Origin of the sequence: Malikia sp. (assembly GCF_028687635.1) — a bacterium.
Lineage (GTDB): Bacteria > Pseudomonadota > Gammaproteobacteria > Burkholderiales > Burkholderiaceae_C > Malikia.
Genome location: NZ_JAQTZS010000002.1, coordinates 231,988 through 255,191 on the forward strand (window position 1 = coordinate 231,988; position 23,204 = coordinate 255,191).

The 23,204-nt window shown below is 68.4% G+C and carries 22 protein-coding genes; 8 read left to right on the plus strand and 14 right to left on the minus strand.

Features of this window, described 5'->3' with window-relative positions:
* The first annotated feature begins 31 nt into the window (after nucleotides 1–31).
* On the plus strand, nucleotides 32–2,416 hold the full coding sequence (locus tag PHR85_RS02480) for a Tex family protein (RefSeq protein WP_300049968.1): 2,385 nt from the start codon (nucleotides 32–34) through the stop codon (nucleotides 2,414–2,416).
* 33 nt (nucleotides 2,417–2,449) lie between these two features.
* Here PHR85_RS02480 and PHR85_RS02485 read toward each other — a convergent pair whose 3' ends face one another.
* From PHR85_RS02485 to pedF, 6 genes are all read right to left on the minus strand, one after another.
* The gene (locus PHR85_RS02485) at nucleotides 2,450–2,839 is read right to left on the minus strand and encodes a DUF779 domain-containing protein (protein WP_300049971.1); all 390 of its coding nucleotides are present in this window, start codon (nucleotides 2,837–2,839) and stop codon (nucleotides 2,450–2,452) included.
* 34 nt (nucleotides 2,840–2,873) lie between these two features.
* Complete coding sequence (locus PHR85_RS02490; RefSeq protein ID WP_300049974.1) at nucleotides 2,874–4,325, minus strand: NAD(P)(+) transhydrogenase (Re/Si-specific) subunit beta; 1,452 nt, start codon at nucleotides 4,323–4,325, stop codon at nucleotides 2,874–2,876.
* Entirely contained in the window at nucleotides 4,322–4,654 is a 333-nt protein-coding gene (locus PHR85_RS02495) for an NAD(P) transhydrogenase subunit alpha (RefSeq protein WP_300049976.1), read from the minus strand. The genes PHR85_RS02490 and PHR85_RS02495 overlap by 4 nt, the downstream gene beginning before the upstream one ends.
* Nucleotides 4,655–4,679: 25 nt before the next feature.
* Nucleotides 4,680–5,828: a Re/Si-specific NAD(P)(+) transhydrogenase subunit alpha gene (locus PHR85_RS02500; protein ID WP_300049979.1), complete on the minus strand. Its 1,149-nt coding sequence runs from the start codon at nucleotides 5,826–5,828 to the stop codon at nucleotides 4,680–4,682.
* Between the two features lie 92 nt (nucleotides 5,829–5,920).
* Nucleotides 5,921–6,790, minus strand: a complete 870-nt coding sequence (locus PHR85_RS02505; protein ID WP_300049981.1) for an ABC transporter substrate-binding protein — start codon at nucleotides 6,788–6,790, stop codon at nucleotides 5,921–5,923.
* Nucleotides 6,791–6,814: 24 nt separating this feature from the next.
* On the minus strand, nucleotides 6,815–7,300 hold the full coding sequence (pedF, locus tag PHR85_RS02510; protein WP_300049982.1) for a cytochrome c-550 PedF: 486 nt from the start codon (nucleotides 7,298–7,300) through the stop codon (nucleotides 6,815–6,817).
* Between the two features lie 331 nt (nucleotides 7,301–7,631).
* Between pedF and PHR85_RS02515 the strand changes: the two genes are divergently transcribed.
* Nucleotides 7,632–9,836: a sigma-54-dependent Fis family transcriptional regulator gene (locus PHR85_RS02515; protein WP_300049985.1), complete on the plus strand. Its 2,205-nt coding sequence runs from the start codon at nucleotides 7,632–7,634 to the stop codon at nucleotides 9,834–9,836.
* Here the strand turns inward: PHR85_RS02515 and PHR85_RS02520 are convergent.
* Complete coding sequence (locus PHR85_RS02520) at nucleotides 9,809–10,870, minus strand: hypothetical protein (protein ID WP_300049987.1); 1,062 nt, start codon at nucleotides 10,868–10,870, stop codon at nucleotides 9,809–9,811. The genes PHR85_RS02515 and PHR85_RS02520 overlap by 28 nt on opposite strands.
* A gap of 9 nt (nucleotides 10,871–10,879) precedes the next feature.
* The gene (locus PHR85_RS02525) at nucleotides 10,880–11,947 is read right to left on the minus strand and encodes an alpha/beta fold hydrolase (protein WP_300049989.1); all 1,068 of its coding nucleotides are present in this window, start codon (nucleotides 11,945–11,947) and stop codon (nucleotides 10,880–10,882) included.
* Nucleotides 11,948–12,078: 131 nt separating this feature from the next.
* Here PHR85_RS02525 and pqqA point away from each other — a divergent pair, with 131 nt between their 5' ends.
* From pqqA to PHR85_RS02555, 6 genes are all read left to right on the plus strand, one after another.
* A complete protein-coding gene (gene pqqA / locus PHR85_RS02530; RefSeq protein WP_082876953.1) occupies nucleotides 12,079–12,153 on the plus strand; it encodes a pyrroloquinoline quinone precursor peptide PqqA in 75 nt (24 codons plus the stop codon).
* A gap of 84 nt (nucleotides 12,154–12,237) precedes the next feature.
* Nucleotides 12,238–13,155: a pyrroloquinoline quinone biosynthesis protein PqqB gene (gene pqqB, locus PHR85_RS02535; protein ID WP_300049992.1), complete on the plus strand. Its 918-nt coding sequence runs from the start codon at nucleotides 12,238–12,240 to the stop codon at nucleotides 13,153–13,155.
* Entirely contained in the window at nucleotides 13,152–13,877 is a 726-nt protein-coding gene (gene pqqC / locus PHR85_RS02540) for a pyrroloquinoline-quinone synthase PqqC (protein ID WP_300049995.1), read from the plus strand. Before pqqB ends, pqqC begins: the two co-directional genes overlap by 4 nt.
* On the plus strand, nucleotides 13,870–14,124 hold the full coding sequence (pqqD, locus tag PHR85_RS02545; RefSeq protein WP_300049998.1) for a pyrroloquinoline quinone biosynthesis peptide chaperone PqqD: 255 nt from the start codon (nucleotides 13,870–13,872) through the stop codon (nucleotides 14,122–14,124). The genes pqqC and pqqD overlap by 8 nt, the downstream gene beginning before the upstream one ends.
* Nucleotides 14,108–15,268, plus strand: coding sequence for a pyrroloquinoline quinone biosynthesis protein PqqE (pqqE, locus tag PHR85_RS02550; protein WP_300050000.1), 1,161 nt, complete (start codon nucleotides 14,108–14,110; stop codon nucleotides 15,266–15,268). Before pqqD ends, pqqE begins: the two co-directional genes overlap by 17 nt.
* 303 nt (nucleotides 15,269–15,571) lie before the next feature.
* The gene (locus PHR85_RS02555) at nucleotides 15,572–16,690 is read left to right on the plus strand and encodes a porin (RefSeq protein ID WP_300050002.1); all 1,119 of its coding nucleotides are present in this window, start codon (nucleotides 15,572–15,574) and stop codon (nucleotides 16,688–16,690) included.
* 108 nt (nucleotides 16,691–16,798) lie between these two features.
* Here PHR85_RS02555 and PHR85_RS02560 read toward each other — a convergent pair whose 3' ends face one another.
* The 6 genes from PHR85_RS02560 to PHR85_RS02585 form a co-directional block, all read right to left on the minus strand.
* Entirely contained in the window at nucleotides 16,799–17,143 is a 345-nt protein-coding gene (locus tag PHR85_RS02560) for a c-type cytochrome (protein WP_300050004.1), read from the minus strand.
* Nucleotides 17,144–17,254: 111 nt separating this feature from the next.
* Nucleotides 17,255–18,973: a PQQ-dependent methanol/ethanol family dehydrogenase gene (locus PHR85_RS02565; protein WP_300050006.1), complete on the minus strand. Its 1,719-nt coding sequence runs from the start codon at nucleotides 18,971–18,973 to the stop codon at nucleotides 17,255–17,257.
* 167 nt (nucleotides 18,974–19,140) lie between these two features.
* The gene (locus tag PHR85_RS02570; protein ID WP_300050009.1) at nucleotides 19,141–20,178 is read right to left on the minus strand and encodes a quinoprotein relay system zinc metallohydrolase 1; all 1,038 of its coding nucleotides are present in this window, start codon (nucleotides 20,176–20,178) and stop codon (nucleotides 19,141–19,143) included.
* Nucleotides 20,175–21,074 carry a quinoprotein dehydrogenase-associated SoxYZ-like carrier gene (locus tag PHR85_RS02575; RefSeq protein ID WP_300050011.1) on the minus strand — a complete coding sequence of 300 codons (900 nt, stop codon included), beginning with the start codon at nucleotides 21,072–21,074 and terminating at the stop codon, nucleotides 20,175–20,177. The genes PHR85_RS02570 and PHR85_RS02575 overlap by 4 nt, the downstream gene beginning before the upstream one ends.
* A gap of 20 nt (nucleotides 21,075–21,094) precedes the next feature.
* Complete coding sequence (locus PHR85_RS02580; RefSeq protein WP_300050013.1) at nucleotides 21,095–21,916, minus strand: ABC transporter permease; 822 nt, start codon at nucleotides 21,914–21,916, stop codon at nucleotides 21,095–21,097.
* A gap of 13 nt (nucleotides 21,917–21,929) precedes the next feature.
* Nucleotides 21,930–23,189 carry a branched-chain amino acid ABC transporter substrate-binding protein gene (locus PHR85_RS02585; protein ID WP_300050016.1) on the minus strand — a complete coding sequence of 420 codons (1,260 nt, stop codon included), beginning with the start codon at nucleotides 23,187–23,189 and terminating at the stop codon, nucleotides 21,930–21,932.
* Nucleotides 23,190–23,204: the final 15 nt, after the last annotated feature.

A 23,204-nucleotide genomic window follows, 5' to 3' on the forward strand; every position in this document is an offset into this window, starting at 1 on the left:
CCGCAGGGGCGTCGCCGGATCCAGAGCCAGCATGCAGAAAATCATCGCGCAGATCGCGCAGGAACTCTCGGTCAAACCCCAGCAGGTCAAGGCAGCGGTCGATTTGCTCGACGGCGGCGCCACGGTGCCCTTCATCGCCCGCTACCGCAAGGAGGCCACCGACGGCCTCGACGACATCCAGCTGCGCGAGCTGGAGCAGCGGCTGGGCTACCTGCGCGAACTGGAAGACCGCCGCGCCGCCGTGCTGAAAAGCATCGAGGAGCAGGGCAAGCTCACGCCCGAGCTGCGCGCGGCGATCGAAGCCGCGCCGACCAAGCAGGAGCTGGAAGACCTGTACCTGCCGTACAAGCCCAAGCGCCGCACCAAGGGCATGATCGCGCGCGAGAACGGCATCGGCCCGCTGGCCGATCTGCTGTTTGCCGACCCGAGTCTTGTGCCGGCCGATGAGGCTATGGCCTATGTCAAGCCGGACAAGGGCGAGGACGGCAGCGACTTCACGACCGTGGCGGCCGTGCTCGACGGCGTGCGCGACATCCTGTCCGAGCGCTGGGCCGAGGACGCCGCGCTGGTGCAGGGCTTGCGCGAATGGCTGTGGCAGGAAGGCCTGCTGCAAAGCCGCAAAGTCGAGGGCAAGGACGAGAATCACCCCGACAACGCCAAGTTCCGCGACTACTTCGACTACGACGAGCCGATCTGCCGCGTACCCTCGCACCGCGCGCTCGCCGTGTTCCGTGGCCGCGCGCTGGAGATCCTCGACGCGCGTCTGGTGTTGCCCGAGGCCGAGCTGCCCGCGGGCGCCAAGCCCGGCAGCGCGCCGTCGCTGGCCGAGGGCCGCATCGCGCGGCACCTGGGCTGGAGCCACCAGGGCCGCCCGGCCGACGACCTGCTGCGCAAATGCGTGGGCTGGACCTGGCGCGTCAAGTTGAGCCTCTCGACCGAGCGCGACCTGTTCACGCGCCTGCGCGACGAGGCCGAGAAGGTGGCGATCAAGGTCTTCGCCGACAACCTGCGCGACCTGCTGCTGGCCGCGCCGGCTGGCCCCAAGGCCGTGATGGGGCTCGACCCCGGCATCCGCACCGGGGTCAAGGTCGCGGTGGTGGACCAGACCGGCAAGCTGCTCGATACCGCGACCGTCTACCCGCATGAGCCACGGCGCGACTGGGAAGGCTCGATCGCGACCCTGGGCGCGCTCTGCCTCAAGCATGGCGTGCGGCTGATCGCGATCGGCAACGGCACCGCCAGTCGCGAGACCGACAAGCTGGCGGCCGACCTGCTCAAGCGCCTGGCCGACCGGGGCCAGCCCGCCGAGGCCTTGCCCCAGAAGGTGGTGGTCAGCGAGGCCGGCGCCTCGGTCTATTCCGCCAGCGAGTACGCCAGTCAGGAGATGCCCGATGTCGATGTCAGCCTGCGCGGTGCCGCCAGCATCGCGCGCCGGCTGCAGGACCCGCTGGCCGAGCTGGTCAAGATCGACCCCAAGTCGATCGGCGTCGGCCAGTACCAGCATGACGTCAACCAGAGCGAGCTGGTGCGCACGCTGGAGGCGGTGGTCGAGGATTGCGTCAACGCGGTCGGCGTCGACCTCAACACCGCCAGCGCGCCGCTGCTGTCGCGGGTCTCGGGCCTGTCGAACAGCGTGGCCAAGTCGGTGGTGCGCTGGCGCGAGGCCAACGGTCAGTTCAGGAGCCGCAAGGATCTGCTGAAGGTCACCGGCCTGGGCGCCAAGACCTTCGAGCAGAGCGCGGGCTTCCTGCGCATCCGTGGCGGTGACAACCCGCTCGACATGACCGGCGTCCACCCCGAGACCTACCCGGTGGTCGAGCAGATCATGCAGAAAACCGGCAAGCCGGTGGCCGAGCTGATGGGCCGGACCGATCTGCTCAAGAGCGTCAAGCCCGAGCTGCTGGCCAACGAGCAGTTCGGCCTCATCACGGTCAAGGACATCCTGTCCGAGCTGGAAAAGCCGGGCCGCGACCCGCGTCCGGACTTCCAGGTCGCGCGCTTCAACGACGGGGTGGAGGACATCGGCGACTTGAAGGAGGGGATGGTCCTGGAGGGTACGGTCAGCAACGTGGCGCAGTTCGGCGCCTTCATCGACCTGGGCGTGCACCAGGATGGCCTGGTGCATGTGAGCCAGCTGTCGAACAAGTTCGTCAACGACGCGCGCGAGGTGGTCAAGACCGGCGACATCGTCAAGGTCCGGGTGGTCGAGGTCGACGTGGCGCGCAAGCGCATCGCGCTGAGCATGAAGCTCGATGCGGCCGCTGGCGCTGGGCGCGGCGAGCGGCGCGAGGGTGGCGGTGCCAACCGTTTCCAGCCGGCGGGTCGGGGGCAGCAGTCGCGCGGCGGGCGCGGCGACCCAACGCCGGCCGGCGCGCTGGCCTCGGCCTTTGCCAAGCTGCAAGGCAGCAAGCGCTGAAAACGCCGAGCACTGTGGACTGGCGCGGCGGCTTCAGCGGCCGGCGGCCGGCCCGCTGCCGGTTTCGCTGGCCAGCTCGGCCAGCTCCTCGGCCGTGAACACCCGCGAGCGGGTGTGGAAGGCCTTGCCCTCGGGACCTTCGAGCGAGAAGGTGCCGCCATGGCCCTCGATCACGTCGATGATGAGCTGGGTGTGGCGCCAGTAGCCGTACTGCGCCTTGCCGATGTAGAACGGGCAGCCACCGATCTCGCCCAGCTGGACATCGCCCTGGCCGATCGTGAGCTCGCCGAGCAGGTAGCAGTTGGCCGCGCTGTTGTCGCAGCAGCCGCCGGACTGGTGGAACATCAGGCCCGGGCCATGCCTGGCCTTGAGCCGTTCGATCAGTTCGAGCGCGGCCGGGGTGGCGATGACTTTTTCAACCATGGGGATCTCCTTGTGCCGAGCCGGACAGGCTGGTTTACTCGATGGCCTTGGTCATTTCCTCGACCACCTTCTTGGCGTCGCCAAACACCATCATGGTCTTGTCGAGGTAGAACAGCTCGTTGTCCAGGCCGGCGTAACCGGCGGCCATGGAGCGCTTGTTGACGATCACGGTCTTGGCCTTGTAGGCCTCCAGGATCGGCATGCCGTAGATCGGGCTGCCCTTTTGCAGCGCGGCCGGATTCACCACGTCGTTGGCGCCCAGGATGATCGCCACATCGGCCTGGCCGAACTCGCCGTTGATGTCCTCCATCTCGAACACCTGGTCGTAGGGCACCTCGGCCTCGGCCAGCAGCACGTTCATGTGGCCCGGCATGCGGCCCGCCACCGGGTGGATCGCGTACTTGACGGTGATGCCCTTCTCGGTCAGCTTGTGCGCGAGTTCCTTGACCGCGTGCTGGGCGCGCGCGACCGCCAGGCCGTAGCCCGGCACGATCACCACCGTCTCGGCGTGGCCCAGGATGAAGGCCGCGTCGTCGGCGCTGCCGCTCTTGGCGGTGCGCTGCACGCCGCCACTGGTCGAGACCCCTTCGCCGGCCTCGGCGCCGAAGCCGCCCAGGATCACGCTGAAGAAGCTGCGGTTCATGGCCTTGCACATGATGTAGCTCAGGATCGCCCCCGATGACCCGACCAGGCTGCCGGCGACGATCAGCATCGCGTTGTTCAGGCTGAAGCCGATGCCGGCGGCCGCCCAGCCCGAGTAGCTGTTGAGCATCGAGACCACCACCGGCATGTCGGCGCCGCCGATCGGGATGATGATCAGCACGCCCAGCACGAAGGCCAGCGCGAGCACGCCGAGGAAGGCGGCGAAGGCGGTCTCGCCCGAGCCCAGGGTGAAGACCAGCCCCAGCGCGAGCATGGCCAGACCGAGCACCAGGTTGAGCAGATGCTGGCCGGCGAAGGTCACCGGCGCGCCCTGGAACAGGCGGAACCTGTACTTGCCCGAGAGCTTGCCGAACGCGATCACCGAACCCGAGAAGGTGATGGCCCCGATGGCCGCGCCCAGGAACAGCTCGACCTTGTTGCCCAGCGGCGCTTCCGCCCCCTTGACCAGGCCCGGGAGCAGCGCCCAGGGCTCGACCACGGCCGCGACCGCGATGAAGACCGCCGCCAGGCCGATCATGCTGTGCATGAAGGCGACCAGCTCGGGCATCTTGGTCATCTCGACCCGCCTGGCCATGACGGCACCGGCGCCGCCACCCAGCACCAGACCGGCCAGCACCCAGCCCAGGCCCTGCACGGCGTCGACCCGCATCTGCTGCGCGAGCGTGAGGATCAGGCCGAACGTGGTCAGCACGGCAATCGCCATGCCGCCCATGCCGAAGGCGTTGCCCCGGATCGAGGTCTTGGGGTGGCTCAGGCCCTTCAGGGCCTGGATGAAGCAGACCGAGGCCAGCAGGTAGAGCAATACGACGAGGTTCATGCTCATTTGGCGGCTCCTTCAGCAGCGGAGGTGGCGGGCGCCTTGCGCTCCTTCTTCTTGAACATCTCCAGCATGCGGCGCGTCACGAGGAAGCCGCCGAACAGGTTGACCGCCGCCAGCGCCACGGCGAGCACGCCCATGGCCTTGCCCAGCGGGGTCTCGGTCAGCGCGGCCGCCAGCATGGCGCCGACGATCACGATCGCCGAGATCGCATTGGTCACGGCCATCAGCGGCGTGTGCAGCGCGGGCGTGACGTTCCAGACCACGTGGTAGCCGACGTAGATCGCCAGCACGAAGATGATCAGGTTGATGATGGTGGGGGATACGGCTTCCATCGGTGTCTTTCCTGTGAGGGGTCGGTCAGGACGGGCGGCGGACCTGGCCGCCCTGCGTCATCAGGCAGGCCGTGACGATGTCGTCGTCCTCGGGCAGCTGCAGCGCAGCGGCATCCTTGGGCAGCACGAGCTTGAGGAAGTCGAGCAGGTTGCGCGCGTACAGGCTGGAGCTGTCGGCGGCCACCCGCGCGGGCAGGTTGGTCTCGCCGATCAGGTGCACGCCGTGGCGGATCACGGTCCGGTCGGCCTCGGTCAGCGGGCAGTTGCCGCCCGGCGCGCCGTGCGGGCCGACCGGCCCCTTGCCGGCGGCGAGGTCGACGATGACCGAGCCCGGCTTCATGCGCTTGACCATCTCCTCGGTGATCAGCACCGGCGCGGCGCGACCGGGGATCAGCGCGGTCGAGATCACGATGTCGGCCTGGGCGACGCGCTTGGCGACCTCGGCTTTTTGGCGATCGAGCCAGCTCTGCGGCATCGGGCGCGCGTAGCCGCCCACGCCCTCGGCGGCGGCCTTCTCCTCGGCCGTTTCATAGGGCACGTCGATGAACTTGGCGCCCAGCGACTCGACCTGCTCCTTGACCGAGGGCCGCACGTCGGAGGCCTCGATCACCGCCCCGAGGCGCTTGGCGGTGGCGATCGCCTGCAGACCGGCCACGCCCACGCCCAGGATCACGACGCGCGCGGCCTTGATCGTGCCAGCCGCCGTCATCAGCATCGGGAACAGGCGCTGGTACTGGTTGGCCGCCAGCATCACGGCCTTGTAGCCGGCGATGTTGGCCTGCGAGGACAGCACGTCCAGGCTCTGCGCGCGCGTGGTGCGCGGCGCGGCTTCGAGCGCGAAGCTGGTCAGCCCGGCCGCCGCCAGGCGGGTCAGGCCCTCGGCATCGAAGGGATTGAGCATGCCGACCAGCGCGGCGCCAGGCTGCATCCGGGCCAGTTCGGCCTCGGACGGCGCGCGCACCTTGAGCACCAGCTCGGCCCCGAGGGCCGCCGCCGCGTCGACGATCTCGGCACCGGCGGCCCGGTAGGCCTCGTCGGTGGCGCTGGCCGCCACGCCGGCGCCCGACTGCACCCGTACCCGATGGCCCTGGGCCACGTACTTCTTGGCCGTCTCGGGCGTCACCGCCACCCGGGTCTCGCCCGCTGCCGTCTCGGCAGGAACTCCTATCAGCATATCGGTTCTCCTATGATGGCCAGGCCTGCGACCAGGCCCTGCAGCTGCGCCTGGCGCAGGCTGACACGCGCTGTTCTGTGGTCCTGTGGGCTTCAGGGGGCGACCAAGGTGAGTCCCCGCTCGCGGAACATGGCCAGCAATTCCCCCTTGTCGCGCAGGCGCTTGAGTGCCTCCTCCAGCGCACTGGCCAGCGCCTTGTGGCTGGACTTGGTCGCCAGGCCCAGCGGCCAGCCGTTGTCCTGCAGTCCGGGCAAGCCGAGTTCGCTGAGCAGGAATGGCTCGCCGCTGGCCTGGCGCCTGAATAGCGCGGTCTCCGCCTGAGCGCGGCTGACATAGGCGGCTGCGATGTCGCCGTTGATCACGGCGTCGGCGGCCTGTACGCCGCTGTCGAAGAGCCTGACCTGGTTGCGCAGCAGTCCGCCCTGGTAGCCCATCAGGCTGCTGGCCGCTCCGCCGCCGCGCTCGGTGCCCAGCGGCAGCTGGACCAGATCGTGGCCGCTCTGGACCTTGGCCAGCCTGCGCCGGTCGTGGAACACGACCAGCGTCTCGCGGGCGTAGGGCGCGAACAGCAGCACCTGCGGGTTCTGCCGCATCAGGTGCTTGTCGGCCGGCACATGCAGCATGACGTCGGCCGGCCCGTAGCCCAGGTAATGCCCGCGCCAGACCATGTTGCGCAGGTCGTCGTTCATGTTCTCGCCAGCGTCGAAGGGCAGCAGCTGCAGCTTCAGGTCGAGCTCGCGCGCCAGGCCCTGCGCGAGCGCCACGTCCACCCCGGCGAGCTCGTGGCCCTTGCCGTCGGAATAGGGCGCGTTGTCCTTGTAGAGCGCGACCTTGAGCACGCCGCTGGCGCGCACCTTGTCGAGGTCTTCCAGCTCCTGCGCCCGCAGTCCGAGCGCGGGCAGCGCCAGTGTCGCCGCCGCGGCGCGCAGCAGGGCGCGTCTTGTGCTTGCCTTGTCGTTCATGGCTGTCTCCTCGTTGGGGATGTCTCAGTCGGCGCGCCGGGTTTCGAGATAGGTCTTGACCGACCAGATCGCTTCCTGCGACAGCGTGCTCTCGAACGGCGGCATGTAGACGCGCCCGTCGCGCGTGCGTCCCTTGCGCACGGTGCCGACGAAGTATTCGCTGATCTCGGCGTGGCAGATGTTCTTCTGGGAAGCATCGGCCAGGCCGGAGCAGTCGCTGTCGAGCTTGCGCAGGTCGGGCGCGATGCCGCCCGAGATCGCCTCCAGGCCGTGGCAGCGGGCGCAGTTCTGGTTGTAGGCCGAGCCGCCGATGCGCAGTGCCTCCTGGTGCGCCGGGCCCTGTCGGTAGGGGTTGTCGTCGAGCCACTTGGCGCCCAGCTGGGGCAGCGTGCTGGTGTCGACCGCCTGTGGCACGACATCGCCGTGGGCGAGCACGGCGCCCACGGCTGTGGCCAGCACGGCGGCCAGGGCGGCTTGCTTGAGACGATGGAAGCGGGTCGGAAGGATCATGGGTCTGTCTCCTGTTGTTCTGGATGGCCATCCAGCGCAATATGCGTGCCAGCCAGCTGGCGGCCCGCCCGGGCAGAACGGGCCTGCGGGTGTTGCACAACGGAGCAGGCCTGTGTTGCGCCGTGACACCCAAGGGCCTGGCAGCTAGGGAATCTCCCTAGTGTTCAGGCCTCCTTGCTGGTCCGATCCGGCGGCGATATGCAGGAAAATCCAGGCCGACAGCCTTGAACCCCCGGGTAGGCAAGATTCCCGCCCTGACCCGAAAGCATTACAGGCGAGCCAGGCTGGCGACACCCCTTCGCTCCTGATGTTCGCCACAGGAGACCATGCGATGACTTCGATTCCATCCGCAGCCCTGGACGGTGTGTCCAGAGGTGGCTGGCCGTACTCGCCCGACATCGCCCAGCACGAGACCCTGATCCGCCTGTCGCATGAGCGTTCGCAGGGGTTCGGACTCTCGCACCGCGACCAGCCTGATTTCTCGATCGCTCCCAAGCAGGAGTTCCATGCCGCGCTGGAGCAGAACCGTTTTCTCTACCAGCACGCCGCGCCAGTGATGGAGACGCTGTACGAGCAGATCGCGAACACGCACAGCATGGTGCTGCTGACGGACAAGGAAGGCCTGATCCTGCACTCGCTCGGGGACACCGATTTCCTGGAGAAGGCCTCGCGCGTCGCGCTCACGCCCGGGGTCAACTGGTCCGAACGCAGCAAGGGCACCAACGCCATCGGCACCGCGCTGACCGAGGAGCAGCCGGTGGTGGTGCATGGATCAGACCATTACCTCTACGCCAACCAGATCCTGACCTGCTCCTGCACGCCGATCTTCGATCCGCACGGCAAGGTGGTCGGCGCGCTCGACGTCACCGGCGACGAGCGCAGCTACCACCGCCATACGCTGGCCCTGGTGCGCATGTCGGCGCAGATGATCGAGAACCAGATGTTCGCGAACGTGTTTTCTGACGCTGTGCGGATCCATTTCCACGCGCGCCAGGAATTCCTAGGCACGCTGGTCGAGGGCATCGCGGTGTTCAGCCAGGACGGCCGCTTCCTGTCGGCCAACCGCAGCGCCCAGTTCCAGCTCGGCCAGAGCGTCAACTGCCTGCGCGCGCACACCTTCTCGTCGCTGTTCGGCCTGTCGCTGTCGCAGCTGCTCGATCGCCTGCGCGGCGGCAGCGAGCAGCCCGTCATGCTGGTGCTGAGCAACGGCGTGGCGGTCTGGTGCCACGCCAAGCCCAAGCCGGTCAATGCCTGGTTCGGCGTGGGCGGCCAGGGGCCGAGCGCCACGGCCACCGATGCGCCGCCCGTCGCTGGCGCCCGAACGGACAAGCCGGTGGCCAGGCCGGAGGGGGGCGAGGGCAGCGCGCCGGTCTCGGCTTCCGTCTCGGCTTCGCGCCGCCGCGCGGCCGCGCGCCGGGGCCTGTCCAGCCTCAACTACCTCGACACCGGCGACCCGCAGCTGGCCCAGGTGGTACGCAAGCTACTGATGGTGCTCGACCGCGACATTCCGATCATGATCCTGGGCGAGACCGGCACCGGCAAGGACATCCTGGCGCAGTCGATCCACAACGATTCGGCCCGCGCTGGCAAGCCGTTCGTTTCGGTCAACTGTGCCTCGATTCCCGAGACGCTGATCGAGTCCGAGCTGTTCGGCTACGAGGAGGGCGCCTTCACCGGTGCCCGCCGCAAGGGTTCGCCCGGCAAGATCCTGCAGGCCCACGGCGGCACCCTGTTCCTCGACGAGATCGGCGACATGCCGACGCAGTTGCAGGCGCGCCTGCTGCGCGTGCTGCAGGAGCGCTGTGTCAACCCGCTGGGCTCGGGCAAGGAATACGAGGTCGATGTCGCCATCGTCTGCGCCACGCACCGGGACCTCAAGAGCGCGATCGCGCGCGGTACCTTCCGCGAGGACCTTTACTATCGGCTCAACGGCATGGTCGTCAAGCTGCCGGCGCTGCGCGACCGCACCGACTTCGATGTCGTGCTGCGCAAGGTGCTCGACAACCTGTGCGAGGAGGGGATGCGGCTGGCGATTTCCGACGAGGTGCTGGCGCTGTTCCGGCGCTACCATTGGCCCGGCAATTTCCGCCAGCTGCACAACGTGCTGCGCACGGCCGTGGCTCTGGTGGGCGATGAGGACCAGATCCGTTTGCCGCATCTGCCCGACGATTTTCTCGACGAAATGGCGGCGGTGGCCGTTTCGGTGCGGGCCTCGCTCGACGCAGTCCAGCCGGTCCCGGCCGAGGTGGCGGTCCCTGCCTTTGCCTCGGCTCCGACCGATGCCGCGGCGCCGTTCCTGCATGCCGCTCTCCATGGTGGCGAAGGATCGACGCAGCCGTCCCAGGCGCCGGTCGCGCCGCCCCGCTTGCAGTCGCTGGCGGCCAGCCGGCGCATGCAGGATGTCGCGCTCGACGCGATGGCCGCCGCGCTGCGCCAGTGCCGAGGCAATGTCTCGGCGGCGGCCCAGCTGCTCGGTGTCTCGCGCAACACGATCTACCGCAAGAAGGATCAGTTGCCGGACGACATCTGGAGCTGAGGATCGGGGTCGAGCGCCGGGCAGGCGAGCGGATCGCCCTGGATCCACAGCGGTTCGAGCTCGCGCCAGGCGCGCTGGAGGTTGAAGCCGTGCCGCTCGGCATGGCCGGCCCATCCAGCCCATTCGGCCGACCCGGCATGCGCCGGCCATTCGATCCGGCTGGCCTCGGCGGCGGACTGGCCCGACTCCAGCGCCCGCCGCACCGCCTGGCCGAGGTCGCACAGGTAGCGGTAGGTCGCTTGCAGCCCCCGGCTTGACCCGGGAGACTGGCCAGCCACCCGGGTCGGCTGCAGGCGATGCAGCTCGCGCAGCGCGGCGATCCAGCCCAGCCAGCTGCCCTGTGCCAGTTCGGGCAGCCGGTCCTGGTAGATCAGGCCGGGCGCGATCAGCAAGCGCTCGCGCTCGTTCCACCAGGCCAGATCGCTTTCGCTGTGCGCCGAGCGAAACTCCAGCGTCAGCCAGCTGCCCGCATCGCTGTCCCAGCGCTGGCCGTTGGCCAGGCTGGGCTCGGGCAGGACGATCGGTGTCGCGGCCAGTGCCGGGTCGGCCGCGGCGCGGGCGATCGATGCGCTGCAGGCTGCACAGCGCTCGGTCATGGCCGCTCGCGTCGTCGGCGTGGCCTCCAGGCGCGCTGTCATGCCCTGCCGTGGCAGGAAGGCGGCGTTGCCCAGCACGTTCTCGGCGTGCGCGTGGCTGTCGAGGACACGGTTGACGTCCAGGCCGAGCTCGCAGCGGGCCGACTCGATCACCGCCAGGCCGTGCGCCAGACCCGGGCCGGGGTCGATCAGCGTGGCGCTGCGGCCCCGTGCGATCAGCACCTGGCTGGCGACATGCCCGTGGTTGTCCGGGTTGATGTCCTCGGCGGCACCCGGCCAGACCCAGACGCCGGGAACGACGGCCTCCCAGTGACGCGAAGGGGTGGCGGGACAGCCCGTGCTGATGGCCTGTGCCCTCAGGTCGTGTGACAGGCCGAGCAACAAGGCGAGCGACAGGGCGAGCGACAGGGCCAGGCCGGCCAGCGCGTGGCCGATCAAGCGCCGCTCCTAGCCATGGCGGACCGCCGCGCGCAGGGCTTGCAGGTTGCCCGGCTCGCTCCCCAGGTGCCCGGCGCGGGTCAGTGTCAGTCGTGATGGGCCGCCCTGCGTCGGCAGCGCGGACATCCGGCGCTGCGAGTCCAGGCTGTTGGCCGGCGGGCAGACGGCGTCGTGGCGTCCGTGAATCCAGTGGGTCGCGATGCCCTGGGCGGCGACGGTTTGCAGCGCCCGGTCCCAGTCGCCCGGGCGCAGGCCGCAGCGGTTCGCGAGGTGGTGGGCTTGGATGCGGTATTTCTGCCACAGCGCCTTCGTCTGTCGCGCCGGCATCGGGGCGGGATGCTCGCGCCCGCGCCGCAGCAGGGCGGGGCGCATCGATTGCCAGTGACGGCGCAGCCGCCGTCCCTCGTCGGTCGGCCCGGCGTGCAGCCAGGCCTGGCGCGCGCCGTGCAGCGAGGCGGCCTGCTCCATGGTCTGCCAGGCTTGCAGGATGCGTCGCACGCGCGGCGTGACTGTTCCATTGCGCAACAGTTGTGACAGCTCGTGCAACACCTTGTCGGCCTGCGCCGGGCGCAGGCAGCGCGGTGACAAGCCGGCCGGTGCCCCGTTTCCGGCTGCAACGGGCGGGCCGCCCAGCGGCCAGAAGCGGCGCAACAGCCGTATCACCTCGCCTCGCGTGCCCCGGAAGCTGCCACGCAGGACCAGCGCCTCGACGCTTTCCGGGTGACGCGCCGCGTACATCAGCGCGAGCGTCGCGCCCCAGGAGCCGCCCATGACCGACCAGGTCGCCAGCCCGAGCGCCTGGCGCAGGCGCTCCAGATCATCGATCAGCGTGTCGAGGCGCTGGCCCCTGAGGCTGCCCCTGGGCCGGCTGTGCCCGCTGCCACGCTGGTCGGGGGCGACGACCTGCTGCATCGCCAGATCGAAGCCATGCCACAGGCCACTGGCGGCGCCACTGCCCGGGCCGCCATGCAGTACCAGCCAGGCGCGCGCGTCCGGCTGGCCCAGTCGGCGGTAGGCCAGGCTGTGACCTGATGGCAACGCCAGCCTCAGCAGACCCTCAGGGTAAACACTCATCATGCGGAATTCCTCCTTGGCATCGTTTTTGCTGTGATTAAGTAGGCTGTCTCGTGGACGGTGCCGGAATGTCACAGGCGATCCGATGCCAGATCCGTGCCAGCCTTTTCAAAACCTTTCAACGGAGACACACCATGCAATGGACCACACCGAGCTTCACCGACCTGCGCTTTGGCTTTGAGATCACGATGTACATCGCCAACCGCTGATCAGGGGGCCTGAGCCAAGAGAGCCGGGCGCCTGCGGCATCGCGCCGGATGCGCCCGTTTTTTCACACAGTCTTGCGAGGCACCATGCGTCTACGCGTTCTAGGATCCTCCGCCGGCGGCGGCTTTCCGCAGTGGAACTGCAACTGTGGCAACTGCGACGGCCTGCGCCGTGGCAGCCTGGCCGCCAGGCCGCGCACCCAGTCATCGGTGGCGATCACGGCCAATGACCGCGACTGGCTGCTCGTCAACGCCTCGCCCGAGGTGCTGCAGCAGATCCGTGAAACGCCGGGCCTGCAGCCCGCGCGCCAGATCCGCGACAGCGGCATCGCCGCCGTGCTGCTGATTGACGCGCAGATCGACCACTGCACCGGCTTGCTGATGCTGCGCGAACGCAGCGCGCCGCTGCCGCTCTACGCGACGGCCGAGGTGCTGGGCGACATCGGCACCGGCTTCCCGCTCACCCGCCTGCTGGGGCATTACTGCGGTCTTGAAACCCGTCCGATCGCCCTCGATGGCCAGCCGCTGGCCATCCCCTTCCTCGAACCGCTGCAATTGCAGGCGCTGCCGATCGCGAGCCAGCCGCCGCCTTATTCGCCGTTTCGTGGCCAGGCCAGACCGGGCGACAACATCGCGCTGCTGCTGCACAACCCGCTCAGCGGCAAGCGGCTGTTCTATGCCCCCGGCCTGGGCCGCATCGACGACAACACGCGCGCGCTGATGACGCAGGCCGACGTGGTGCTGATCGACGGCACCTTCTGGAGCGAGGACGAGATGATCCGGCTCGGCCTGTCGTCCAAGCCCGCCGCCGAGATGGGCCATCTGCCGCAGAGCGGCCCGGGCGGCATGATCGAGCTGCTCGACAGCCTGTCGGCGACGACGGTGAAGTGGCTGATCCACATCAACAACACCAACCCCATTCTGCGCGAGGACTCGCCCGAGCGCGCCGTGCTGGACCGGCACGGCATTCAAGTGGCCCACGACGGCCTGGAGATCGAGCTATGACCGCCAACTGCATCGGCACCGAGGCTGCCTGGGACCGCGCCGAGTTCGAGCGCCAACTGCGCGCCAAGGGCGCCGGCTACCACATCCACCATCCCTTCAACGTGAGGATGAACAGTGGCCAGTGCACGGCCGACGAGATCCGCTGCTGGGTCGCCAACCGCTTCTACTACCAGGTCTGCATCCCGCGCAAGGACGCGGCCATCATGGCCAACATGCCTGACCGCGAGCACCGCCGCAAATGGGTGGACCGCATCCTCGATCATGACGGCTGCGGCGACTACCAGGGCTCCCAAGCCGGCGGCATCGAGGCCTGGACCCGGCTGGGCGAAGCGGTCGGCATCGACCGCGAAGCGCTGTGGTCGCTGCGGCATGTCGTGCCGGGCGTGCGTTTCGCCTGCGACGCCTACGTCAACTTCGCGACCCATGCGCCGTGGCAGGAAGCGGTCTGCTCCTCGCTGACCGAGATGTTCGCGCCGCAGATCCACCAGGACCGGCTGGCCAGCTGGCCGACCCATTATCCGTGGATCGAGGCCGACGGCCTGCAGTATTTCCGCAGCCGCATTCCGCTGGCCACCCGCGATGTCGAGCATGGCCTGTCGGTCACGCTGGAACATTTCGCGACCCGCCCGGCCCAGCAGCGCGCCCTCGACATCCTGCAGTTCAAGCTCGACGTGCTCTGGAGCATGCTCGACGCGATCGAGAAGGCCTGCCGCCATGACTGATTTCCCCAAGCTCTCGCGCCTGTTCCGGCTGCAATTCGAGACCGTGCAGGACGCCTGGGTCCTGCTGTATCCCGAGGGCATGGTGCAGCTCAACCAGAGCGCCGCCGAAATCCTGCGCCGTTGCGACGGTCACCGGCATCTGGACGACATCGTGATCGAGCTGCAGACCCTGTTCGGGCTGGATGGCCTCCGCGCCGAAATCGAGGCCCTGGTGCAGGAAGGACAGCGCCGTGGCTGGATCGATTGATGCGTTGACGGCGCCGCCGCCGCCGGGACCGCCACTGTGGTTGCTGGCGGAGCTGACCTACCAATGCCCCCTGCATTGCGTCTTTTGCTACAACCCGACCGACTACACCCGTTTCCAGCCCGAGCTGACGACGCGCGAGTGGGTCGACGTGCTGACCCAGGCGCGCGCGCTCGGCGCCGCGCAGCTGGGGTTCTCGGGCGGCGAGCCGCTGCTGCGTGACGATCTGGAGGAGCTGGTGGCCGAGGCGCACCGGCTCGGCTACTACACCAACCTGATCACCTCGGGCGTGGGCCTGAACGAGAAGCGGGCCCGGGCGCTCAAGGACGCGGGGCTGGACCATGTCCAGCTCTCGTTCCAGGATTCGACGCGCGAGCTCAACGATTTCCTGACCCACACCAGGACCTTCGACCTCAAGCAGCGGGTGGCGTCCCTGATCAAGGCGCATGACTGGCCGATGGTCATGAACTGCGTGCTGCACAAGCACAATCTGCCGCATGTCGACAAGATCATCGAGATGGCGCTGGCGCTGGGCGCCGAGTATCTCGAACTGGCCAATACCCAGTATTACGGTTGGGCGCTGGAGAATCGGGCCCAGCTGCTGCCCACCCGCGCCGAGCTGGAAGCCGCCGAAGCGGTCGTCAACCGTTACCGCCAGACGATAGGCAATCGCTGCCTGATCCTGTTCGTGGTGCCCGACTATTTCGAGGAGCGTCCCAAGGCCTGCATGAATGGCTGGGGCAAGGTGTTTCTCTCGATTGCGCCCGACGGCACCGCCATGCCCTGTCACAACGCCGGCAACCTGCCCGGACTGCAATTGCCCAATGTGCGAACGCAGCCGCTGGCCGAGATCTGGCGCGACAGCGGGGCGTTCAATGCCTTCCGTGGCCATGACTGGATGAAGGAGCCCTGTCGCAGTTGCGACGAGAAGGCCAAGGATTTCGGCGGCTGCCGCTGCCAGGCCTATCTGATGAGCGGCGACGCCGCCGCGGCCGATCCGGTCTGTGCCAAGTCACCAGACCACGAACAGGTGGTGCGCATCGTGCGCCAGGCCGAGGCCGGTGAGCTGCCGCTGCAGCCGCTGGTCTTTCGCAACGATCAGCAATCCCGCCGGCTGCGCGCCTCGCCGAGCGGTCCTGCTGCCTGATTCCAGTCCGTATTTCAATTGCTCCTTGCAGCCGGGAATCGGGATGACCTGATTTCCGGCTTTTTGCTTGCCTGGGCATCCATTACGAATTCATTGAATTGATTATGCAACTGATGATTTGTCCCGGTTTGGAGCGGGCATTGTGTAAATAATGAACGGCAGCCTGTCATTTTCTGGTGAATTTAGCCAGGTAAATACCCCGAAATGCTGTCTCTGGTAATTGAAATGGATTGGCACGGAGTTTGCTGATTCTGCTTGACCGCGCAAGTCGGTCCATCACTATTCAATTGCCTGGAGACAACCATGAAGATGAAATTCACTGCCGCCGCATTGGCCATCGCCGCTTTCCCCGCCGCCCACGCCGTGGAGCTGACCGCCGGGGACTGGACGGTCACGGTGGGTGGCAACATCAATGCCTTCTACACCCATGCCAGCTGCGATCAGCCCGCGGGCACGGTGACGGGCACCGCGCTGGGGGACGCCGCCCTGGCTTGCGGCGGCAAGGATGCCAGCACCGTGATCGGCAATGGCCTGCTGCCGTCCATGCTCACCGTCGGCGCCAAGACCCGCCAGGACGGCTACGACATCGGCACCACGATCGGCATGGGCGTGGCCACCGCCACCAACAGCGCCATCGGCCAGAACAGCGTGGTCGATGTGCGCCATGCCTTCGTGACCTTCGGCAACGCCGAGATGGGCACCGTCAAGCTGGGCCGCGACTATGGCCTGTTCGGCCTGACCCCGGTGCTCAGCGACATGACCCTGCTGGGCGTGGGCGCGGCCACCAAGGCGACGCAGAACGGCCGGGTCTCCCTGGGCCATCTGGGCGCCGGCATGGTCTACCCGGGCACCTATGGCCAGGTGGCTTACTCCACCCCGAGCCTGTCGGGCGTGACGGTGGATGTGGGCGTGATGAGCCCGGTCGACGGCAACAGCAGCGCCGCCGACACGCCCCAGCTGCAGGCGCGCGCGACCTACGCCGGCCAGGGCTACAAGGCCTGGGCGAGCCTGAAGTCGCAGCAGTTCGACGCCCCTGACCGCTACACCATGAACGCCACCGAGATCGGTGCCTCGGTGACTTCCGGCCCCTTCGGCGCGGTCGCCACCTTCCAGTCCGGCAAGGGCCTGGGCATCCTGGCCGACGGGGACCAGGGCAACCACAAGACCAGCAACACCTTCCTGCAAGGCACTTACCAGGCCAGCGAGCGCGTCAAGCTCGGCCTGGGCTGGGGCAAGAGCAAGAACGACGACGGCACGGGCACTGCCTTGCAGTCCAACCAGAACGTGACCGGCGGCTTGTACTACCAGCTGACCAAGAACCTGACGCTGGTCGGCGAACTGGGTGAAACCACCTCCAAGGCCTTCAACGGCCACTCGGCCAAGCAGAACAACCTGTCCCTCGGCGGCATCTTCTTCTTCTGATCGACGCGCTCAAGCCGGGTCGCTGGTCGTGGCCCGGCTTGAGCAGACCGGCGGCCCGGTCATGGCGTATGCATGGCAGGCCCGACAGCACGGGCTGTTCAGTGCTTTTCAGGGCTTTTGCGCCAGCACCCAGGTCGCGAGCTCCTTGAGTTCGGCCTGTGACAGGCTGGGATGGGCGGGCATCGGTATGCGGCCCCATTTTCCGCGCGAGCCGTTCTGGATGCTCTGCATCAGCGACGCGGCCGCGTCCTTGTCGCCGGCGTATTTGGCCGCGACGGTCTGGAATGCCGGGCCGACGATTTTCTCGTTGACCGAATGGCAGGATGCGCACCCGTTGGCCTGCATCAATGGCGTGAAGGTGGACTGGTCCGGTGCCGCTGCGGCCATCCCGGCGCTCAGCGCCATGCCGACGCCCAGCGCCCAGGCCCGTTGCGTCATGCCCCATTTTTTCATGTCTTCTCCTTGTCGCGCCGGCCGCGCTCGCGGTCCGGCGCTTACCCACTTAAATCGCGGCGGCGGCGCCAGTCAGCGCAAGGCGCGGGATCAGGCGCCGCACCGCCCGGCTCACTTCATCAGCTTGAAGGTCCAGACCGAGCCGCCTTGCTCGAGCAGGTTGACCTTCTTGGCCACTTCACCGCCCCACAGCGGCACCGCGCCGCCCCAGCCCGAGACGACGGTCACATACTGCTCGCCGTCCTGCTTCCAGGTGATCGGAGGCGCGACGATGCCCGAGCCGGTCTGGAACTGCCAGACGACCTTGCCGGTCTTGGCGTCCGCTGCCTTCAGGTAGCCCTCCGGGGTGCCCCAGAACACCAGGTCGCCGGCGGTCGTCAGCACGCCGCCCCACAGCGGCGCCTCGTTCTTGACCTCCCACTCGACCTTGCCGGTCTTGGGGTTGACCGCGCGCAGCGCGCCGATGTAGTCGTCGTAGAGCGGCTTGATCGTGAAGCCCGCGCCGAGGTAGGCCGCGCCCTTCTTGTAGGTGATCGGCTCGTTCCAGATTTCCATGCCCCATTCGTTGGAGGGGACGTAGAACAGTTGGGTCTTGGGGCTGTAGGCCATCGGCATCTGGTTCTTGCCGCCCAGGAAGCCCGGGGCCGCGAACGCTGCCTTGCCCTTCTTGCCGTCGTCGCTGGCGGTGGGATCGCCGGGGCGGACTTCGGGCACGAAGTTGGGCCGGCCCGTCTTGAGGTCGATGCCATCGGCCCAGGTGGTCTTGGTCACGAAGGGGAAGGCATTGAGCAGCTTGCCGGTCGTCGCGTCGTTGACGTAGAAGTAGCCGTTGCGGTCGGCCTTGGCGCCGACGCGCTTGCCGTCCATGTCGAAAGTGACGAACTCGTTGACACCGTCGTAGTCCCAGCCATCGTTGGGCGTGGACTGGTAGTGCCACTTGATCTGGCCGGTCTTGACATCGATCGCCACGGTCGAGGCCGAGTACAGGTTGTCGCCCTTGCGCACATGGCTGTTCCACGGACCCGGGTTGCCGGTGCCGAAGTAGGCCAGGCCGGTGCTCGGGTCGTAGGTTCCGCCGAGCCAGGTGGCGGCGCCCCCGGTCTTCCAGGTCTCGCCCGGCCAGGTCGCGTTGGTGGTGCCGGTGATGCCGTTTTCCTGGCCGTCCTTGTAGCCCATGTGGCCTTCGACCATCGGGCGGCTCCAGACCATCTTGCCGGTCTTGGGGTTGCGTGCCTCGACCCGTCCCACCACGCCGAACTCGCCGCCCGAGACGCCGGTCAGCAGCAGGCCCTCGGCGATCAGCGGCGCGGCGGTGTAGCTGTAGCCGGCGGAGTAGTCGTCGATCTTCTCGCGCCAGGCGACCTTGCCGGTCTTGCGGTTGAGCGCGACGAGCTGGGCGTCGAGCGTGCCGAAGATCACGAGGTCCTCATGCAGGGCGGCGCCGCGGTTGATCACGTCGCAGCAGGGCATGATGCCCTCGGGCAGACGGTGTTCGTACTTCCAGAGCTTCTTGCCGGTCTTGACGTCGACCGCGAAGATGCGCGAGTACGAGGCGGTCACGTACATCACGCCGTCGTACACCAGTGGCTGCGACTGCTGGCCGCGCTGCTTCTCGCCGCCAAACGACATCGACCAGACCGGCGTCAGGCGCTTGATCGTCTTGGTGTTGATGTCGGTCAACGGGGAGAAGCGCTGGCCCTGCGTGCCCAGGCCCCAGCTCAGCACGTTGTCGGGAGTCGAGGCGTCCTTGGCGATCATCTCGTCGCTGACCTGGGCGCCCGCCTGCGAAGCGGCGGCCAGGACCAGAAGGCTCAGTAGTTTTCTTTTCACGTTCAGTCTCCTGCTTGCTGTGGTTGCTCTTTGGAAATCGACCCGCACCGCGTCAAGGCCACGATGCCGCGAGTCGATTCCTTAAACGCAATTCACATGCCAGCCCTGACGGGAGACTTTTTGCTCAATGTGACAGTCCGCGCCTTGTCACACTGTTCAGATTTGAATCACTGTGCCGTGATGTTCGTGCCACCGAGCGCCTGTCGCTCGTAGGCGGGGTAGAGGTGATGGACCGAGCGGATGAATTCGGCCGGCTGCGCGGCCCAATGCGCAAAGCGCCGCGGGATCGGCAGCCTGATCACCTCGCCGAGGTCGAGGCCGCGCTCGGCGCTCTCGCTCAGCGTGGCGCGCAGCCAGCGCAGCCAGTCGCGCGTCTGCTCGATGCCCCCGAGCCCGCGCTGCACCGGGCCGTGGCTGGGCACCAGTGTCTCGATGCCCCGCGCGCGCGCGAGCTGCTCCAGCTGGTCCAGGCTGGCGAGCCATTGCACGAGGTCGGCGTGTGGCGTCGTCGGGACCCGGTCGACGAACACCAGGCCGCCGGCGAACAGCACGCCGCTGTCCTGGTCGATCAGCACCAGGTCATCGCCCGTGTGGCCCGACAGGCGCAGCAGCTCGATCCGGTGGCCGCCGAACCGCAGGAGGCCGGGCTCGATCGCCTGCGTCGCCGGCTGGTGTTCGGTGCCCTTCATCCAGTCGCCGCAGAGGCGGAACAGGTTGTCCTCGTAGGCCTTGCCCTCGGCGCGCTGGCCGGCGATCGATCCGGCCAGCGCCCGCGTGGGCACATCCCGCCAGGCCTGGTTGCCTAGAAAATAGTCCGGGTGCAGGTTGAGATTGAGCACCTGCACCACCGGCCGTGGCGTCGCGCGCCGCACCGCGTCGCGCTGCTGCTCGCCGTAGCGGCGCGATGGCCCGGTGTTGATGACCCAGGTGCCCTGCGCCGTCGCGATGAAGGCGGTATTGATGATGTTGCAGCCGTTGGCGCGCGAGAAGTCCTCGACCGCGCCTTCCAGCACCCAGGTGTCGGCGGCGATCTGGCGCGGCTGGAGCCGGTAGTCGAGGCCGGCGGCTTGTGTAGCGGCTTGCGCGGTGGCTTGCGTGGCGGAGTCATGGCCCGGCTGCGCGATCGCGCTGGCCGACTGCAGAGCCAGCAGGCAGCACAGCCACCAGTGGCGAATCCGGATCGGATGGCTGGCGGCGCTGCTCATCCCTTGACCTCCTGCTCGATCCGGTTGCCATTGTTGTCGCGCCCTCGCAGGGTCAGGGGACCTGGCGGGCGCTGTTCGAGCTCGAAGGTCAGCAGCGGGTTCTCCGACATCGGCTCGTGCAGCTCGATGCGCCACCAGAGCTGCCGCGCGCTGTCGCGCAGCTCCAGCTCCTCGATATGGAAGGCCGGAATGCCCGCGACCAGGCCGGTGTCCATCGGGTGCATCACCCGCAGCCGCAGCCGCGCACCGCGACCCTGCAGGATATCGGGGAATAGGCGGGCCTGCACCTGGTTGAGCGTGCGCGCCCAGCTGCCGTCGCTGCGGCTCGTGCCCGGCACGGTGCAGCCGCCGCCAGCGGCGTCGATCCAGGTCTGCCCCACATGCCATTGTCCGCTGACGGTCCTGACCAGCGCCCGCACCGGCGACGCCTGCTCCAGGCGAAAGCGCAGCGCCAGCACCGGATGCGCCTTGCGCGGCATGAAGGTCGCGATATGCTGCACCGGGTTGCGGTCGGCGACGATGACGATGCGGTCGATCTCCTGCCCCAGCCCGCGCAGGCGGCGCGCGTCGACGATCAGCGGAACGCTCATCGCGTCGTCCGCCATCGGCGGACCCTTGACCTCGATGGCCGGGTTGAACTGCATGGGCTCGTCGCCGATGAATTGGTGGCGCAGCCGGGGCCACTGCATCGATGCAAGCGGATCGCCACCGCTGTGGTCCACCTGGGCGAAGGCGGTGCCGGGCCGACCGACTAGCGTCAGCGCCAGGCCGCCGAGCAGGCCCTCGACCCCTTGCCGCAGCCAGCGTCGCCGCGATCGGCCGGGCAGGGTGGCCAAAGTGGGTAGGGCAAGCTGAGCAGGCAGCGCTCGTGGCGCGGGCAGGTCGGGCTGGATCATCTCGTCTCCTGGTTCGATTGCTAGCGCGCGCCGCGCTGGCGCATCCAGCCGCGCTGCGGGTCATAGCCGCGCAGCGCGAGCGCGAAGCACAGCGCCGTGCCGCCCGCCAGTACCGCCAGGCTCGGGCCGTTGAGCTGGCCGCAGAGCGCGAAGCGTATCGACTCGACGGCATGGCTGAACGGGTTGTAGCGCGCCAGCGCATGCAGGACATGGGCGCCGGCCTCCTCCAGTTTCCAGAGCGGGTAGAGCGCCGGGCTGATGAAGAACATCGGGAAGATCACGAAATTCATCGCGCCGGCGAAGTTCTCCAGCTGGCGCACATGGACCGAGAGCATGAGCCCGAGCGCCGCCAGCAGCGCGGCGGCCAGCACCAGCACCGGCAGCGTGGCGAGCAGCCGCAGCGGCTCGAATTCGACCCCCAGCAGGGCCGCGATCAGCAGAAAGATCACCATCTGCAGCACCGACAGCGCCGTGCCGGCGAACAGCTTGAAGGCCAGCAGCCAGCCGCGCGGCAGCGGGGCGGTCAGCAGCAGGCGCATCATGCCCATCTCGCGGTCGTAGACCAGCGAGAGCGAACTCTGCATGCCGTTGAACAGCGCGATCATGCCCAGCAGCCCCGGCACCATGTAGACCTTGTACTCGATATAGGTCTCGTAAGGCGGGATGATCGCGACACCGAAGACGTTGTGAAAGCCGGCCGCGAACACGACCATCCAGAGCAGCGGCCTGACCAGCGCGGAGGCCAGGCGCGCGGGCTGGCGGATGAACTTGCCGATCTCGCGGCCGATCACGGCCCGCGCGGCGCGCAGCAGGTGGCGCGTGAATTGGGGGTCTTGCGTCATGGCGGATCCTTCTTCAGGGGGCCGCCTTGCAGCGGCTTTCCTGGCGGTCGATGCCCAGCGTGTCGAGCTGTTCGAGCGGGTGCAGCACGCCGTCCACCGGCGCGACGCCGATCACGCCGTCGCCATGGCTCAGAAAGACCGGCTGGCGCAGCTGGCCGTCCCAGGCTCGGTAGGACAGGCGCGGCCCCTTGGCGCCGTCGAGGTACACCGAGTCCCCGCGCAGCGCGCGCGCCTGCTCCAGAGCGCCCTTCGACGGCTGCTCGACCAGCACGGCAGCGATCGAGCGCACCGCGATCCAGGCCGACCAGTCCTGGCCCGTCATGGTCCGCCCGGCCAGCTTGCGAAAACGCCGTGACACCTGCGGTCCGCCGTTGCGCTCCCATTGCGGGTGCCAGGCCAGCGCGCTCAGCCCGTTGCTGCCGACGACCGGGCGCGGCTGCTGCGTGGCATAGGGCAGGGTGCGGGCGAACTCGCCATCGGTGTCGAGCACCACGACCACGTCATGCTCGCGGTCCGACGTCAGCAGCCGCGTGTTGGCGAGGTCGCGCTCGCGTGGGTCGCCCGACAGCTTGAACGGCTTGACGCCGACGTTCCGGATGCCGTAGCGCGCCGCCGCGCGGTTCCAGGCCTGCAGCAGCTGATCATCCTCGGCGCCCGGACCGTGCAGCACCCAGGCCTTGCGCCAGGACCTGGCCGCGAGGTATTGCGCGAGCGCATCCTGCAGCATGGCCTGGCTCGGCATGGTGTGCAGCAACGTCGCCGCGCAGTCGGCGCCGCGCAGGCTGTCCTGTGGCGCGCTCAGGTTGAACAGCAGCGCCGCGTCGCCCGCCGCCCCGACCGCCTGCGCGATGGCGGCCGGCGGCAGGTCGAGCAGCCAGTACCCGACGCGCTCCTGCCTGAGCTGGGCCAGCCGCGCGGGCAACGCCGCCAGGTCGGGCAGCAGGACGTCGCGCACCTGGATCGACCTGCCGATGCCGCGCAGCGTGACCTCCGAGTCGGCCGCTCCGAGCTGTGCCGCGTCGAGCAGGCGCCCCGCCGGATGACCCGGGTAGGCGCGCTCCAGCCTTCTCGCCGCGTAGCGCGGGTCGTCCGCCAGCGCGATCAGCGCGACCGTCGCGGCGCCTGCCGCCGACCTGGTGGCCGTGCCGTTGCCCGCCGCCGCCAGGGCTGGCAGCGCGAGGGTGGCGAACGCTCCGAACGTTCCGATCGCGCCGCCCAGCCAGGCGCGGCGGGTGCGGTGGGAGCTGCCGGGGCTGTCGGGGGCAGGGCGCATGCTGTGGTCCATCGT